Genomic DNA, 14,013 nt, shown 5'->3' with positions numbered 1-14,013 from the left:
CGCTCTACGATGTACCCCCACCCCTAACCCTCCCCACAAGGGGGAGGGAGACTTCCGCTGGCGCTGACCTCGGGCAAATTGGCTGCTTTCGGCGGAAGTAAGGGCGCGCGGCAGCGTTCCCTCCCTTGTGGGGAGGGTTAGGGTGGGGGTCCACCTTCGCAAGAATCCACCTGCGATTGCCCTGTCCACGAGGGACAAGATTGGCGCTTCGGCCTTCAGACCAGCCCGCGCTTGGCCATCATCGCTTCGGGCGACGGCATCTTGCCGCGGAAGGCGGTGTAGAGCTCTTCCGGGTCCTTGGAACCGCCGGCGGCATAGATGTTTTTCCTGAGCCGCTCGGCCAGCGCCGGATTGAACAGGTCGCCCGTCTCCTCGAAGGCGGCGAAGGCGTCGGCGTCGAGGACCTCCGACCACATGTAGGAATAGTAGCCGGCCGAATAGCCGTCGCCGGCAAAGATGTGGCCGAAATGCGGGGTGCGGTGGCGCATGGCGATGGTGTCGGGCATGTTGAGCCTCTCGAGCGTTTCGGCTTCGAAACGAAGCGGCTCGTCCGGCGCGTCCGGCCGCGCGTGGTAGGCCATGTCGATCAAGGCCGAGGCGGTGAACTCGACCGTGGCGAAGCCGGCGCCGAAGGTGCGCGCCGCCAGCATCTTGTCGACCAGCGCCTTCGGCATCGGTTTGCCGGTCTTCACGTGCAGCGCATGCTTTTCCAGCACCGCTGGCACCGTCAGCCAGTGCTCGTAGAGTTGCGAGGGCAGTTCGACGAAATCGCGGCTGACCGAGGTGCCCGCGACCGACGGCCAGGTGACCTCGGTCAGCATGCCATGCAGGGCATGACCGAATTCGTGGAACAGGGTTTTGGCCTCATCGACCGACAAAAGCGCTGTCTCGCCCTCCGGCGGCTTGGCGAAATTCATGATGTTGTAGATGACCGGCCTGGAGCCATCGCCAAGCTTGTAGCCGGATTTCAGCGCGCTCATCCAGGCGCCGGAGCGCTTTGAGGGCCGCGCGAAATAGTCGGCCAGGAACAGCCCGCGCTCGCTGCCGTCGGCATTCCTGACGATGAAAACGCGCGCGTCCGGATGCCAGGTGGCAATGCCTTGCTTCTCCTCGAAGCTGATGCCGAACAATTTTGTCGCCACGTCGAAACAGGCGTCGATGATGCGGTCGAGCTGCAGATAGGGCTTCAGCTCGGCCTCGTCGAAGGCAAACTTCTCGGCGCGCAGCTTCTCCTGATAGAAGCGCCAGTCCCAGGCGGCGAATTCTTCGTTGCTGCCGGCCTCGGCCGCCAGCCGCTGCAATTCGATCTGATCGCTTGCGGCCTTTTCCACCGCCTTTTTCCAGACCGGGTCGAGCAGCGTATGCACCGCCTCGGGCGTCTTTGCCATGGTGTCGTCGAGCTTCAGCGCGGCGTAGGAAGCGTAGCCGAGCAGCTTCGCCTTTTCGGCACGCAGACGCAGCATATCGCGCACCACGGTGGTGTTGTCGGTGGCGCCGCCGTTCTGGCCGCGCATGGTGAAGGCGCGGAAGGCGATCTCGCGCAGGTCGCGGCGTTCGGAGAAGGTCGAGAACGGCTCGTAGATCGAGCGCGACAGGGTGACGGCATAGCGGCCCTTCTGGCCGCGCATCTCGGCGGCCTCCGCCATCGCACTTTTCAGGAATTCCGGCAGGCCGGCAAGGTCGGCCTCATCGAGGAACAGCGCCCAGTCGCGCTCGTCGGCAAGCAGGTTCTGGCCGAAATTCGTGCCGAGCGACGACAGCTCCTCATTGATCGCCGCCAGCCGTTTCTTGCCCTCGGCGTCGAGCCTGGCGCCGGAACGGACGAAATTCTTCCAGGTCTTTTCCAGCACCCGCAGCGTTTCGGCATCGAGCTTCAGGGAGTCGCGGCGCTGGTAGAGATCGTCGATGCGGGCAAACAGCCTCTCGTTCATCGAGATCGCCGAGAAATGCCGCGACATCTTTGGCGAGATCTCGCGCTCCAGCGCCTGGATCGCCTCGTTGGTGTGGGCGCCGGCCCGGCACCAGAAGATCGACGAGACATGGTCGAGCGCCTCGCCGCCAAGCTCGAGCGCTGCAAGCGTATTCTCGATGGTCGGGGTCTCGGCATTGCCTGATATCGCCTCGATCTCGGCCTCATGCGCCGCCAATGCCGCATCGAAAACCCCGGAAAAATCGCCGTCGCCGATGCGGGTGAAATCGGGCAGACCGAGCGGCCCTTGCCAGGTGGTGAGCGGATGGGCGGCGAGGTCGACGGCGGACGGCATGGGCATTCTTCCGTTAAGTGAGGGGCTTTCGCTAAGTGAGGGGCTTTCGCTGCGTGGCGGGATGAGGCGGATCGTCACCGATGTAAGGCGCCGGCTTGCCGCACGCAATATCGCGGCTGGTCAGTAGCTATCGCAGTTTTCGGCGATCGCCGCCTGCGAGCTGGCAGTGATGCGGTTGTCGGCGATCGCGAAGGTTTCCTGCATCAGCACGTCGTTGTTGGGGAAATCATAGCAGGCGATCACCGTGGTGACGCCGCCTTCGGTCTTCTCGATCCGATGCCGGATTTCAGCCCCGGCGACGGCGCCCTCCCAGTCGTCGATGGAGGCGATGAACTCCTGCTTGGTCTGGACGACGCCGAGATCGTCGAGTTTTATCCGGACGTCGTCGGCAAGCAGATCCGACAGTTCCGTGCGATCGGCGACCAGCAGCGCCGCATACCAGCGGCTGATGAGCGCGCCGTCGTCGGCGCCGGCGGACATGACTGAAAACAGCAGCGCCGCTGCGGCCAAAGCGATCGAACGGCATGCCATGCAACCCTCCTACGTCATCTCCGGCCGCTCGAAGTCGCCGGTGTCCTTGTTCATCACCCAGAGTTCGCCGGTCGAGATGTCGAACCAGGCGCCGTGCAGCGACAGCCGTCCCTTGCCTTCCAGGATCGAGACGCAGGGAAAGGTCCTGAGATTGGCGATCGAATAGCGGATCGAAATGCGCTCGAGCGCGGTCTGGCGCTCGGTCGCCGTCATGAAGGTGCTGGACGAAACGGTCTCGGCCGCCGGCGCAATCAGGCTCATCCACTTGCCGATGAAGTCGCCGGGCGACAAGGGCGCTGCGGTACTGTCGAGTGCTGCGCGGATGCCGCCGCAGCGGCCATGGCCCATCACCACGATGTTCTTGACCTTGAGGCTCTGCACGGCGAACTCGAGCGCGGCCGAGGTCGAGTGGAACTGGTCGTCGGGCGCATAGGGCGGCACCAGATTGCCGACATTGCGCAGCACGAAGAGTTCGCCGGGACCAGCGTCGAAGATCGCCTCGGGAGCCGCGCGGGAGTCGCAGCAAGCAATGATCATCGTTTCGGGGGCCTGGCCCTCGCGAGCAAGCGAGCGATAGCGTCCGCTTTCGGCGAGATAGCGGCCACTCATGAAATTGCGGTAGCCGGTGAGCAGATGGTCTGGGAGATGAGGCATTGGCGGCGTCTGGAGCCTTTCCGGGTTAGGCGGCAGCTCTGTAGGTCAGGAAGGCTCTAGCGGCAAAAGCCGGTCGCGAGCAATGCCGAATCGCGAAGGACGTGGTTGCCATTCGCCAATGCGATTGCCTCGCCGATAGATGGGCCGAGGAGATTCACGCCCAAATGGCGACAGGGATACCAAAACGGTCGGCGAGCGGCGGATCCGGAAACGGCCTTGCCTCGCCGCTGGCGATGCGACCGGCGATCAGCATCATCGCTGCGGCATCGAGAAAGTCGTCGGCAGCGGCGCCTCGCGGCGGCGTCCGGTCGAGAAAGCCCCTGAAATAACCGTGCCGGCAAAGCAGCGCCTTGCGTTCCGCCATGCCGGCCGGGTTGACGGCGCCCTTGATCTTCTTCGGCAGGCGCATCGCCTGGTCGTCGTTCAGCCGGCAGAAAGCGACTTCCGGATGCGATTCGAAGACGCGGCGGCGCAGTTCGGGACGCGCGATCAGAACCGCATCGACCTCGCGGATCTTGGCAAAGATGCCAAAAGCCTGGATCGAGACGCCGCGCGGCGGATTGGAGGTCGCCTTGGCCACTTCGCTTGCCTGGCGATGCGCGGCATGCCAGGCCTCGATCGTAGTGAAGCCGTCCGTATGCGCATAAAGCGCCGCACGCGAGGGGATGGCGAAGACACTCGATTGCCTGTTGCCAAGCAGCGGCCGCACCAGAGCTTCGGGCCCGCGGCCGCCCTTTTGCGAAACATCGGGCAGGCCGATCGGCATGTCGACGGCGACTGTCGCCTCGGCGGGCAATGCGTCGAGCAGTGCTGCGAAGCTTGGAAAAACGGCTACCGAGGGGGCTGCGCCCGGGTTACGAGGTGTCGAACCGGGATCGCGGCGAACGGCGATCCAGCCGGCCTTGCAGCCGTCGACGCCGACAACGGTCACGCTCTTTTGTCCCGCCCCGGATGCAGGAGATGGCGAAGCTGCACCATGGCCATCGGGTGCGACAGGCTCTGTGCATCGGTTTCGAGCTGCAATTCGTCGCCGCCGCGCTTGGCGGTGCGCGCCAGGATCTCGTAGACCGCCGTCGTGGTCGACTGCAGTGCCTTGATCGCCGGCTGGCCGGACAGGATGCGCGCCAGATAGACGGCCGCCGTCAGGTCGCCGAGGCCATTGGGCGGCTTGTCGATGAGGCGATGCTCGGCGAGCAGCGCCTGGTTGCCGTTGAGCAGCAGATTGCCGGTACCGCCGGCCATCATCGCCGGCGCCGACGTGACCAGCATGGTCGACGGCTCGGCCTGAAGGGCGGCCGCCATCACCGCTTGGAGGTCGGGCAGCGGCGCTCCCGCCATCCACTCCAGCTCGTAGCGGTTGGGCGTGGCGATGTCGGCGATCGGCATCAGCCGGTCACGCATCGCGATGGCGGTCGTCTCCGGCACATAGAGCCCGCCCGAATCGCCCATCACCGGGTCGCAGATATAGACGGCGTCCGGCGTCTTCGCCTTGACCGCGCCGACCAGCGAGGCGACGGCGTCGGCCTGGCCGCCTTCGCCGAGATAGCCGGACAGCACCGCGCCGACCTCGCCGAGCCATGGCGCGCGCTCGAGATCGGCCATCAGCGCCCTGAATTGATCGAGCGGCGGCACGATGCGCGTCGCCCGTCCATGGCCCGGATGCCAGGGCAGGATGACGGTCGGCACCGCCCACACCGGAAAGCCCAGCGTCTCCAACGCAAAGACCGCGGCGCGGTTGCCGACCGAGCCGCGCGCGACATGGCTGGAAATGACGATGACCGCGCGCGGCGCGTCGGATTCTTCGGTGCTCACGAGGTTCCTAACCCTGGATGATGAAAAGCACGAGCCAGATCAACAGGCCAATGCCGACAATGAGCCCCAGCGCCCGGCCGATGCGCGTGCCCCAATATTCGATCGGGTCCGCCCGGTCGGCGTCTGCAGCAGTGACGTGATCGCGCGCGCCCTTGGCCGTCCGCGCAACGGACGAGGCCGGGTCGGTTTCACTTGCCACGCGCTCGATGATGCGGCGCGATTCGTCGTCGCTGTCCTGGCGTCCCGCCATGGCTATGCCCTGTTTTCGCAGCGACTTTAACCTGTTCGCCCGGTCAATCACAGGGCCTGAGAGTGAATGCCAAAGCACCAGCAGCGCCCCAGGTTGAGGTCATGTTCTTGCGCGCGGATTGTGGTAATGCTTCGCCCGTCAGTCTTGTTGAGGGATTTTCCATGCCTGCCCTTTCCTCCCCTTTCGTCTTCCGCAACCTGCCAGCCTTGCTGATGATGGCGATCGTGCTGCCGCTGCTGGCCGGCTGCGGCTACAACACAATTCCGACGGCGGAGGAAAACGCCAAGGCCGCATGGAGCCAGGTGCTGAACCAGTACCAGCGCCGCGCCGATCTCATTCCCAACCTGGTCGAGACGGTCAAGGGCTATGCGGCGCATGAGAAGGAGACGCTCGATGCCGTGGTCGAGGCGCGCGCGAAGGCGACGCAAGTGACGGTGACGCCCGAGACGCTGAGCGATCCGGAAGCGGTCAAGAGATTCCAGGATAGTCAAGCCGGCCTGACCAGCGCGCTGTCGCGGTTGCTGGCAGTGGTGGAGAATTATCCCGACCTCAAGGCCAACCAGAATTTTCTGGCGCTGCAGGCGCAGCTCGAAGGCACCGAGAACCGCATCTCGGTCGCCCGCCGCGACTATATCGAGGCGGTGCGGGAGTACAATCTGACGCTGAGGACCTTCCCGTCGGTGATTTGGGCGACCCTGTGGTTCCGCGACAATCAGCCATTCGCCAATTTCACCATCGAGGAAGACAAGATGCAGACGCCGAAGGTCGATTTCGGCACGCAGCAGGGTGAGTGATCGGCGCTTGGCGAGCGCAGTTCCATTGGCCTTGTACTCCGTCCCACCCCCCTCTGTCCTGCCGGACAGTCCGGCAGGACAGAGGGGGGTGGGACGGAACGCCAGCCTTGCATTCCTGCCGGTTGCTCTAGCCCTTCTCTACTTAGCCCTCTTCCTCCCCCTCGCCACCCTTGCCGCCGAATTGCCTGCCCTGACCGGGCGGGTCGTCGACAATGCCGGCATCATCGATGCCGCAACCGAAGCGGCGCTGACCCGCAAGCTTGCGGATTTCGAGGCCGAGAGCTCTGACCAGATCGTCGTCGCGACGCTTCCTGGCCTCGACGGCGAGGAAATCGAGCCCTACGCCAACCGGCTGTTCCGCGCCTGGAAGCTCGGCCAGGCCGGCGAGGACAATGGCGTGCTTTTGCTGGTCGCCAAAGACGACCGCAAGATGCGCATCGAGGTCGGCTACGGGCTGGAAGGCACGCTGACCGACCTGCACACCAGGCTGATCATCGAAAACGACATGGTGCCGGCCTTCCGCGCCGGCGATTTCTCCGGCGGCATAATGAAGGCCGTCGACGACATGGTCATGGTGCTGGAAGGCAATCCGGAAGAGCTGGAAGCGCGCGGGACCCGCAACCAGCAGCCGCCATTCAACACCGACGATCTGTTCTTTGCGATCTTCATAAGCATCTGGGCGATCATCTTCTTCGGCAGCATCGCCGCCTCGATCCTGCCGCCGATCTTCGGCCGGAAACTCGGCCCCGGTCGCTATCGCTGGCTGGGCATGACCTTCCAGCCGGGCCGGCAATCTTCTGGCGGCTGGTCGTCCGGCGGGGGAGGCTGGTCGTCGGGCGGAGGAGGCTCAGGCGGTGGCGGGTTTTCGGGCGGCGGCGGCTCGTCCGGTGGCGGCGGATCTTCAGGAAGCTGGTGAGACACGACATGGCAACTCGACCGATCAGCCGCGAGGACCATGACCGCATCGCCAAAGCGATCCGCGTTGCCGAATCGAAGACCGACGGCGAAATCTACTGCGTGGTCGCCTATGCCAGCGACGACTATTTCTTTCCGGCGGCCTTCATGGCGACGCTGGCGATGCTCGTCGTCAGCCTCGCCGTCAGCTACGGGCTGGAAGCGTGGTGGCTGTCGATCCGCTTGCCGCATTTCGTCATCGCCCAGCTTCTGGCGATGGCCTCGGTGCTTGTGCTGTTGTGGGCGCTGCCCGGCTTGCGCATCCACCTGGTGCCGAGACGGCTGCGTTACCAGGCCGCGCACGCCAATGCGATAAAGCAGTTCCTCGCCCGCAACGTCCACCGCACCACGGCGCGCACCGGCGTGCTGGTCTTCGTTTCGATTGCCGAGCACTACGCCGAAGTGATCGCCGACAGCGGCATCGACAGCCGCGTCGGCCAGCATGTTTGGGACGGCGTCGTCCGCGACCTTACCGCGCATGCCCGCGACGATCGTCTCGCCGACGGCTTCATCAAGGCGATCGAAGCGACGGCTGCGGTGCTGGCCGAGCATTTCCCGGTTTCTTCCGGCGACAGCAACGAGCTCGACGATCATCTGGTCGAAATCTGAGTCGCTACGAACGGTTTTTTCAGCACTCAACGGCACGTCTATCGTCTGTGCGAAAGCTTGGGAGCCGCTGACCGGACTCTTGCATTCGGGCGATGCGGGTTTATGGTTAACCAATCATGAAGACGCTGAGCATCGACATCAGGAAAGCCGAGCCGCGCGACGCAAGCGCCATCGCCGACGTGCACCTGCTGGCCTGGCGCGGCGCCTACTCCGGCATCATCCCGCATCGCACGCTGACATCGATGATCAACCGCCGCGGCGCCGACTGGTGGGCGAACGCCATCCGCCGCGCCGCCACCGTCCTGGTTGTCGAGATCGGCGGCAAGGTCGCCGGCTACGCCACGATCGGCAAGAACCGCGCCCGCGAGCTCAAGCAGCAGGGCGAGATCTACGAACTCTACGTGCGCCCGGAATATCAGGGCATCGGGCTCGGCAGCCGGCTATTCTCGGCAGCACGGGCGCGACTGGCAGACCACGGGCTGAAAGGCATGGTGGTGTGGGCGCTGGAGGACAACCAGAACGCGCTCACCTTCTATGCCGGCGCCGGCGGCCGCGACGTCGCCGAGGGAGTCGAGGTTTTCGAGCAGAAGGCTCTGAAGAAGGTCGCCTTCGTCTGGGAATGACGGCTCGACACGCCTCTCGCCAGCACCCTCAGCCGATTTCAGTACCATTCGCCGCATTGCACCATGCGCCGCTGCCCGCTATCGGTTTCCAATCGAAAGAGGGACAAAAGCCATGCGTATCGAAGCCATCGCCATCGGAAAGAACCCGCCGGAGGACATCAACGTCATCATCGAGGTGCCGATCGGCGGCGAGCCGATCAAGTACGAGATGGACAAGGAGGCCGGCACGCTGTTCGTCGACCGCTTCCTGCACACCTCGATGCGCTACCCCGGCAATTACGGCTTCGTGCCGCACACGCTGTCGGGTGACGGCGACCCGATCGACGTGCTGGTCTGCAACACGCGCGCGCTGGTGCCGGGCTGCGTCATCAATGTGCGGCCGATCGGCGTGCTGGTGATGGAGGACAATTCCGGCCTGGACGAAAAGATCATTGCGGTGCCGTCGCCCAAGCTGACGCTGCGCTACGAGAACGTCACCGAATACACGCACCTGCCCGACATCACCCGCCAGCAGGTGCAGCACTTCTTCGAGCACTACAAGGATCTCGAACCCGGCAAATGGGTCAAGATCGAGGGCTGGCATGACGCCGCCTACGCCAAGAAGATGATCGTCGAGGCGATCGAACGGGCCAAGGCAAGCAAGTAGCCGAACGCCTGAAGTTGCGAGCAAACTGCTGGCGTAGCGCCGCCCCCTTCCGCCTGCCGGCACCTTCTCCCCGTGAACGGGGAGAAGCCCGCTGACCTCGACCTTGGCGCCCATTCAGCAACGCTGGTAATTGGCGAAACCATTTATTGGCTGCGTCTTTCTCCCCGTCACTATACGGGGAGAAATGCCCGGCAGGGCAATGAGGGGCAGCGCTGACCGACGTTACTTTTCAATGCCACGCGCTCCTAATTATCGACGCGGCCGAAAGCGGGCGCGTTGCCGATAACCACGCGCTTGTCCTTGCCGCAGGCAAAGGTCCGCGCCTTCTCGTCGGCGAGCTTGCGGGCCTGGTCGTTGGCGCCGGGGTTGCCGGTGGCCAGCACCAGGCCGACGGTGCAGCCTTCATAGGTCTCCGGTTGGCCGACCTTGGCGACGATCAGCACGTCGGTCGGCTTGTTCTCCACCTCGGGATTGCTGATCGAGCGCCGATGGATGACCGCAAACGGGACGGCGCGATCGCCGTTCGTCTCGATGCGCCACTCGAGTTTGGATGCAGCCGTGTTAAAGGCGACAAAACTTTCCCAGACTGCGGTCATGTCGCTGGGCGGAAAACCATAAAACAGCGATTCGCGGGCGTCGTCGTAGGCGATCAGCACCGGGTAGCCGCGATAGCCCGAACAGGCGAGACTGGCCCAGTCGCCGTCGCCTTCCTCCGCTTGCGCGTAGGTCACGCAGTCCTTCTTCCAGTCGAGATCGGTGTAGGCGCTGGAAATGTCGCCGGCCCGGGCAGGCTGGCAGAGGCCGGCAAGGGCAAGCGGGATCAGCAAAAGAGCACGCATCGCGGGCTACTCCGTTTCGGGGCTGCCGCACGGTATCGTTAATCGCTATTTCTTCAAGCTCGCTTCGATCAGCAGGTCGGCATTGCGGGCCACAGACTTCGCCGGTCCGCCGGCCCCGAACAGCTGACCGCTGATATAAGCGCCTTCGATCAGGAGTAGCAGCCCGTCGCCCAGCGTCTCGGCGTCGCCGGCACCCATCGCCGCCGCCATGGCGCGCAGGCGTCGGCGCAATTCCTGCTTGTTGGCCTCGCTCACCACGCGGGCCGGGTGGCCACGTTCGGGATATTCCACGGCCGCGTTGGTCATGCCGCAGCCGCGATAGTCGGGCTTTTGCGTGCGCTTGCCGATGCGGGTCAGGAAGGCGGCGCTCTGCGCGCGCGGATCGCCGGGATGGGCAGCCACCGCCGCGTCGAAGCGGGCCCAGAACTCGAGGTCGTATTGCCGCAGATAGGACGCGGCCAATTCGTCCTTGGACGGAAAGCTGCGATAGAGGCTGGGCTTGGTGACGCCGGCGCGCCGCACGATCTCGTCGACCCCGATCGCCCTGATGCCTTGCCGGTAGAACAGGTCGCGGGCAACGCGAAGGATTTTTTCGCCCGCGCGGGGCCGTTCATCCGCTTTGATCGCTGGTTCAATGCTTTTCATTGTTGGACGTGCCGTTGCCTGCTTGACAATGTTACCGATCGGTACGTATGCTCCCATTCATCGCAACGTACCGGTCAGTAACATGATAGCTCGATCCCGCCCGTTTGGCCAGCGCTATGCTTTCGTCGTGGTCGCCGTCATTTTCCTGTGCCTGCTGATCGCGGCGGGCCTGCGGTCGGCGCCGGCCGTCATGATGCTGCCGCTGGAGGAGAGTTTCGGCTGGCGGCGCGATGTCGTCTCGCTCGCCGCGGCCATCGGCATCTTCCTCTACGGCCTGACCGGGCCGTTTGCCGCGGCACTGATGGAACGGATCGGGCTGCGCCGCACGCTGCTGGCGTCGCTGGTGCTGATGTCGGGCTCGACGGCGCTCAGCCTGTTGATGACCCAACCCTGGCACCTGCTTCTCACATGGGGCGTATTCTCCGGCGTCGGTTCCGGCGCGGTCGCCACGGTGCTCGGCGCCACCATCGTCAATCGCTGGTTCAAGACCAATCGCGGCCTGGTGATGGGGCTGATGTCGGCCTCGGCCGCCACCGGCCTGCTGGTGTTCCTGCCGTTGCTCGCCGCGCTCGCCCAGTCGGGCGGCTGGAAGCCTGTCGCCATCGCCATTGCGGTCGCCACCGCCTGCCTGGTGCCGCTGGTCTGGCTGCTGGTGCCGGAACGGCCGTCCGCGATCGGCATGGTGCGCTACGGCGCGGACGTCGACGACGTGCCGCCGGTTCCGCCAGCCTCGCAGGGCAATTTCCTCACCCACACGTTCAGCACGCTGCGTCGTGCCGCCGGCACGCGGGTGTTCTGGTATCTGTTCGCCACTTTCTTCATCTGTGGCTTCACCACCAACGGACTGGTCGGAACGCACCTGATCGCGTTTTGCGGCGACATGGGCATCGGCCAGGTGCAAGCCGCCGGCCTGCTGTCGCTGATGGGCATCTTCGACCTGATCGGCACGACGCTGTCGGGCTGGCTCACCGACCGTTTCGACCCGCGCAAGCTGCTCGGCGTCTATTATGGCATCCGCGGCCTGTCGCTGATCTATCTGCCTTATTCCGGCTTTTCGTCGACCAGCCTGATCATCTTCGCCGTGCTCTACGGATTGGACTGGATCGCCACCGTGCCGCCGACGCTCAGGCTGTCAAACGAGGCGTTCGGCGACCGCAGCGGGCCGATCGTCTTCGGCTGGATCGTCGCCGGCCATCAGGTGGGTGCAGCGGCGGCCGCCTTCTTCGGCGGCACCATGCGTGAATTGCAGGGCAATTACGAACTTGCCTTTCTCATCGCCGGCATGACGGCAATAGCCGCAGCCTGCCTCTCGCTGTTGATCAACACCAGCCGTCCGGCCTTCGAGCCGAACCCGCAGGCGGCTTGAGCTGTGACGGCCGAGCACTAATCTCCCCCCTTGAGGGGAGATGGCCGCGAAGCGGCCAGAGGGGGGCGGTCCGACCGGGCTCGGCCCCTTATCGCAGTCGCAGGAGGTTGGCGCTCCACGCGACACGACCCCGTCTGTCGCCTTCGGCGACATCTCCCCCTCGAGGGGGGAGATTCGCCAGCCTGTTGATCGTCAGAAAACCTTCATGGTTTCGAGATGTGCGTGAAACATTGAGGCTGGACCTTGGCGGCGACGTTTAAGCCATCCAGGAGACAGCCATGAACAAGATTTCGCGCCGCGCTTTTGTCACGTCGGCGAGCGCCGCCGGCCTCGTCGGCGTATCGGGCCTCGCGCTTCCCTATTATTCGCGCGCCAATCAGCGGCCCGCCTTCACCCATGGCATCCAGTCGGGCGATGTCGACGCAACCAGCGGCGTGGTGTGGACGCGGACCGACCGCCCTTCGCGCGTCATGTTCGAAGTCTCGTCGACGGAGAATTTCGCCAATCCCTTGCGCCTTGCGCCGCTCGATACGTCGCCGGCCAGCGATTACACGGTAAAGCGGCTGCTCACCGACCTCACCTCCGACCAAGACATCTTCTACCGCATGGTCGCGGCCGATCTTGCCGACATCAACGCCGTCTCCGAGCCGATCGTCGGCCGCTTCCGCACGGCGCCGGCCTCGAAACGCGACATCCGCTTCGCCTGGTCGGGCGATACCGCCGGCCAGGGCTGGGGCATCGACGACACCGGCATGAAGACCTATGCCACGATCGGCAAGCATACGCCCGACTTCTTCCTGCATTCCGGCGACACCATCTATGCCGACGGCCCGATGAAGGACGAGGTCGAGCTGCCCGGCGGCAGCAAGTGGAAGAACAAGGTCCTCATCGGCGAAAAGCGCAAGGTTGCCGAGACGCTGGACGAGTATCGCGGCCAGTGGAAGTACAACATGATGGACAGACATGTGCTGGGGCTCAACGCCATCTGCCCGACCTACTATCAGTGGGACGACCACGAGGTGGTCAACAACTGGTCGGATTCGAAGAACCTGAGCGCCGACGACCGCTACTCGGAAAAAAACATCCATGTGCTGGCGGCACGCGCGGCACGCGCCTTCCACGAGATGACGACGATCCGCTACGAGCCGTCGGAACCGGGCCGCGTCTATCGCAAGATCGCCTACGGGCCGCTGCTCGACGTCTTCTTCCTCGACATGCGCTCCTATCGCGGCGCCAACGGTCCTGGCATGCAGGATACGGTGACGCCGCAATCGCGCGTCCTCGGCGAACAGCAGATGAAGTGGCTGAAGCGCGAACTGGCAAACTCCAACGCGACCTGGAAAATCATCGCCGCCGACATGCCGCTTGGTCTCGTCGTCTGGAACGACGCCACCAACAAGGCCGGCGCCGAGGCCGTCAGCAATGGCGACAATGGCCCGGCCAAGGGCCGCGAACTGGAAATTGCCGACCTCCTTCGCTACATAAAGAATGCCGGCATCACCAACACCGTCTGGCTGACCGCCGACGTGCACTACACGGCGGCGCATTACTACAATCCCGACAAGGCGCAGTTCCAGGACTTCAATCCGTTCTGGGAATTCGTCTCCGGTCCGCTCCACGCCGGCACCTATGGACCCAATGATTTCGACATGACCTTCGGCCCGGAGCTGAAATTCATCAAGGCGCCAACCGCCGAGCAGGGGCAGAACCTGCCACCCTCGGCCGGCCTGCAGTTCTTCGGCCTCGTCGACATCGATGGCGCCACTGAACAGATGACGGTGCGGCTGATGGATCGCGACGACAATGAACTCTACAAGGTCACGCTCGACCCGGTGCATTCGGCGTGAGGGGCTGGGTCACTTTGTATCAATCCTGGGTGACGTCGCGCTGCCCCTCATTGCCCTGCCGGGCATTTCTCCCCGTAAACGGGGAGAAAGTGGCCCGCATCGAAGATTTCGCTAATCGCGAACGTTGCAGAAGGAGAGCCGACATTTCGCGCAGCGGGCTTCTCCCCGTTTACGGGGAG

Annotated in this window: 15 protein-coding genes; 7 read left to right on the top strand and 8 right to left on the bottom strand. The window is 64.4% G+C overall.

Translation table 11 applies throughout. From position 1 onward, the window contains the following. Positions 1-215: 215 nt before the first annotated feature. From AC0L2V_RS17375 to AC0L2V_RS17350, 6 genes are all read right to left on the bottom strand, one after another. On the bottom strand, positions 216-2,270 hold the full coding sequence (locus AC0L2V_RS17375) for a M3 family metallopeptidase (RefSeq protein ID WP_473512375.1): 2,055 nt from the start codon (positions 2,268-2,270) through the stop codon (positions 216-218). Positions 2,271-2,384: 114 nt separating this feature from the next. Beyond that, positions 2,385-2,795 carry a nuclear transport factor 2 family protein gene (locus AC0L2V_RS17370; protein WP_473512377.1) on the bottom strand — a complete coding sequence of 137 codons (411 nt, stop codon included), beginning with the start codon at positions 2,793-2,795 and terminating at the stop codon, positions 2,385-2,387. A gap of 9 nt (positions 2,796-2,804) precedes the next feature. After that, positions 2,805-3,449 carry a carbonic anhydrase gene (locus AC0L2V_RS17365; protein ID WP_023800486.1) on the bottom strand — a complete coding sequence of 215 codons (645 nt, stop codon included), beginning with the start codon at positions 3,447-3,449 and terminating at the stop codon, positions 2,805-2,807. Positions 3,450-3,603: 154 nt separating this feature from the next. After that, positions 3,604-4,380, bottom strand: coding sequence for a DUF429 domain-containing protein (locus AC0L2V_RS17360; protein WP_473512378.1), 777 nt, complete (start codon positions 4,378-4,380; stop codon positions 3,604-3,606). Further along, positions 4,377-5,261: a pyridoxal kinase PdxY gene (gene pdxY / locus AC0L2V_RS17355; RefSeq protein WP_473512379.1), complete on the bottom strand. Its 885-nt coding sequence runs from the start codon at positions 5,259-5,261 to the stop codon at positions 4,377-4,379. The genes AC0L2V_RS17360 and pdxY overlap by 4 nt, the downstream gene beginning before the upstream one ends. A gap of 7 nt (positions 5,262-5,268) precedes the next feature. Further along, positions 5,269-5,511: a hypothetical protein gene (locus AC0L2V_RS17350; RefSeq protein ID WP_473512380.1), complete on the bottom strand. Its 243-nt coding sequence runs from the start codon at positions 5,509-5,511 to the stop codon at positions 5,269-5,271. 161 nt (positions 5,512-5,672) lie between these two features. Between AC0L2V_RS17350 and AC0L2V_RS17345 the strand changes: the two genes are divergently transcribed. The 5 genes from AC0L2V_RS17345 to ppa all read left to right on the top strand — a co-directional run bounded on the left by AC0L2V_RS17345 (position 5,673) and on the right by ppa (position 9,137). Then, the gene (locus AC0L2V_RS17345; RefSeq protein WP_473512381.1) at positions 5,673-6,305 is read left to right on the top strand and encodes a LemA family protein; all 633 of its coding nucleotides are present in this window, start codon (positions 5,673-5,675) and stop codon (positions 6,303-6,305) included. A gap of 88 nt (positions 6,306-6,393) precedes the next feature. Beyond that, positions 6,394-7,221, top strand: a complete 828-nt coding sequence (locus AC0L2V_RS17340) for a TPM domain-containing protein (protein ID WP_473520683.1) — start codon at positions 6,394-6,396, stop codon at positions 7,219-7,221. Positions 7,222-7,229: 8 nt separating this feature from the next. Continuing rightward, on the top strand, positions 7,230-7,868 hold the full coding sequence (locus tag AC0L2V_RS17335) for a TPM domain-containing protein (RefSeq protein ID WP_473520682.1): 639 nt from the start codon (positions 7,230-7,232) through the stop codon (positions 7,866-7,868). A gap of 116 nt (positions 7,869-7,984) precedes the next feature. Further along, a complete protein-coding gene (locus tag AC0L2V_RS17330; RefSeq protein WP_023800479.1) occupies positions 7,985-8,491 on the top strand; it encodes a GNAT family N-acetyltransferase in 507 nt (168 codons plus the stop codon). 112 nt (positions 8,492-8,603) lie between these two features. Further along, positions 8,604-9,137, top strand: coding sequence for an inorganic diphosphatase (ppa, locus tag AC0L2V_RS17325; RefSeq protein ID WP_023800478.1), 534 nt, complete (start codon positions 8,604-8,606; stop codon positions 9,135-9,137). A gap of 245 nt (positions 9,138-9,382) precedes the next feature. On the opposite strand, the gene AC0L2V_RS17320 is transcribed toward ppa, so the two are convergent. Together AC0L2V_RS17320 and AC0L2V_RS17315 are read right to left on the bottom strand one after the other, a co-directional pair. Beyond that, positions 9,383-9,976: a hypothetical protein gene (locus tag AC0L2V_RS17320; RefSeq protein WP_473512384.1), complete on the bottom strand. Its 594-nt coding sequence runs from the start codon at positions 9,974-9,976 to the stop codon at positions 9,383-9,385. Between the two features lie 45 nt (positions 9,977-10,021). Next, entirely contained in the window at positions 10,022-10,621 is a 600-nt protein-coding gene (locus tag AC0L2V_RS17315; RefSeq protein WP_473520681.1) for a TetR/AcrR family transcriptional regulator, read from the bottom strand. A gap of 82 nt (positions 10,622-10,703) precedes the next feature. On the opposite strand from AC0L2V_RS17315, the gene AC0L2V_RS17310 reads away from it, so the two are divergent. Both AC0L2V_RS17310 and AC0L2V_RS17305 read left to right on the top strand, forming a co-directional pair. Further along, positions 10,704-11,987, top strand: a complete 1,284-nt coding sequence (locus AC0L2V_RS17310; RefSeq protein ID WP_473520680.1) for an MFS transporter — start codon at positions 10,704-10,706, stop codon at positions 11,985-11,987. A 278-nt stretch (positions 11,988-12,265) separates the two neighbouring features. Next, on the top strand, positions 12,266-13,834 hold the full coding sequence (locus AC0L2V_RS17305; protein WP_473520679.1) for an alkaline phosphatase D family protein: 1,569 nt from the start codon (positions 12,266-12,268) through the stop codon (positions 13,832-13,834). Positions 13,835-14,013 lie beyond the last annotated feature (179 nt).

It is taken from the genome of Mesorhizobium sp. WSM4814 (genome assembly GCF_055811595.1).
Note: the sequence above shows the minus strand (reverse complement) of the source record. Positions and strands in the feature narration are given on the sequence as shown.

Coding starts and splice junctions, on each gene's coding strand:
- AC0L2V_RS17375 (WP_473512375.1), bottom strand. CDS start 2,270: ATGCCCATGCCGTCCGCCGTCGACCTCGCCGCCCATCCGCTCACCACC.
- AC0L2V_RS17370 (WP_473512377.1), bottom strand. CDS start 2,795: ATGGCATGCCGTTCGATCGCTTTGGCCGCAGCGGCGCTGCTGTTTTCA.
- AC0L2V_RS17365 (WP_023800486.1), bottom strand. CDS start 3,449: ATGCCTCATCTCCCAGACCATCTGCTCACCGGCTACCGCAATTTCATG.
- AC0L2V_RS17350 (WP_473512380.1), bottom strand. CDS start 5,511: ATGGCGGGACGCCAGGACAGCGACGACGAATCGCGCCGCATCATCGAG.
- AC0L2V_RS17345 (WP_473512381.1), top strand. CDS start 5,673: ATGCCTGCCCTTTCCTCCCCTTTCGTCTTCCGCAACCTGCCAGCCTTG.
- AC0L2V_RS17335 (WP_473520682.1), top strand. CDS start 7,230: ATGGCAACTCGACCGATCAGCCGCGAGGACCATGACCGCATCGCCAAA.
- AC0L2V_RS17330 (WP_023800479.1), top strand. CDS start 7,985: ATGAAGACGCTGAGCATCGACATCAGGAAAGCCGAGCCGCGCGACGCA.
- ppa (WP_023800478.1), top strand. CDS start 8,604: ATGCGTATCGAAGCCATCGCCATCGGAAAGAACCCGCCGGAGGACATC.
- AC0L2V_RS17320 (WP_473512384.1), bottom strand. CDS start 9,976: ATGCGTGCTCTTTTGCTGATCCCGCTTGCCCTTGCCGGCCTCTGCCAG.
- AC0L2V_RS17315 (WP_473520681.1), bottom strand. CDS start 10,621: ATGAAAAGCATTGAACCAGCGATCAAAGCGGATGAACGGCCCCGCGCG.
- AC0L2V_RS17310 (WP_473520680.1), top strand. CDS start 10,704: ATGATAGCTCGATCCCGCCCGTTTGGCCAGCGCTATGCTTTCGTCGTG.
- AC0L2V_RS17305 (WP_473520679.1), top strand. CDS start 12,266: ATGAACAAGATTTCGCGCCGCGCTTTTGTCACGTCGGCGAGCGCCGCC.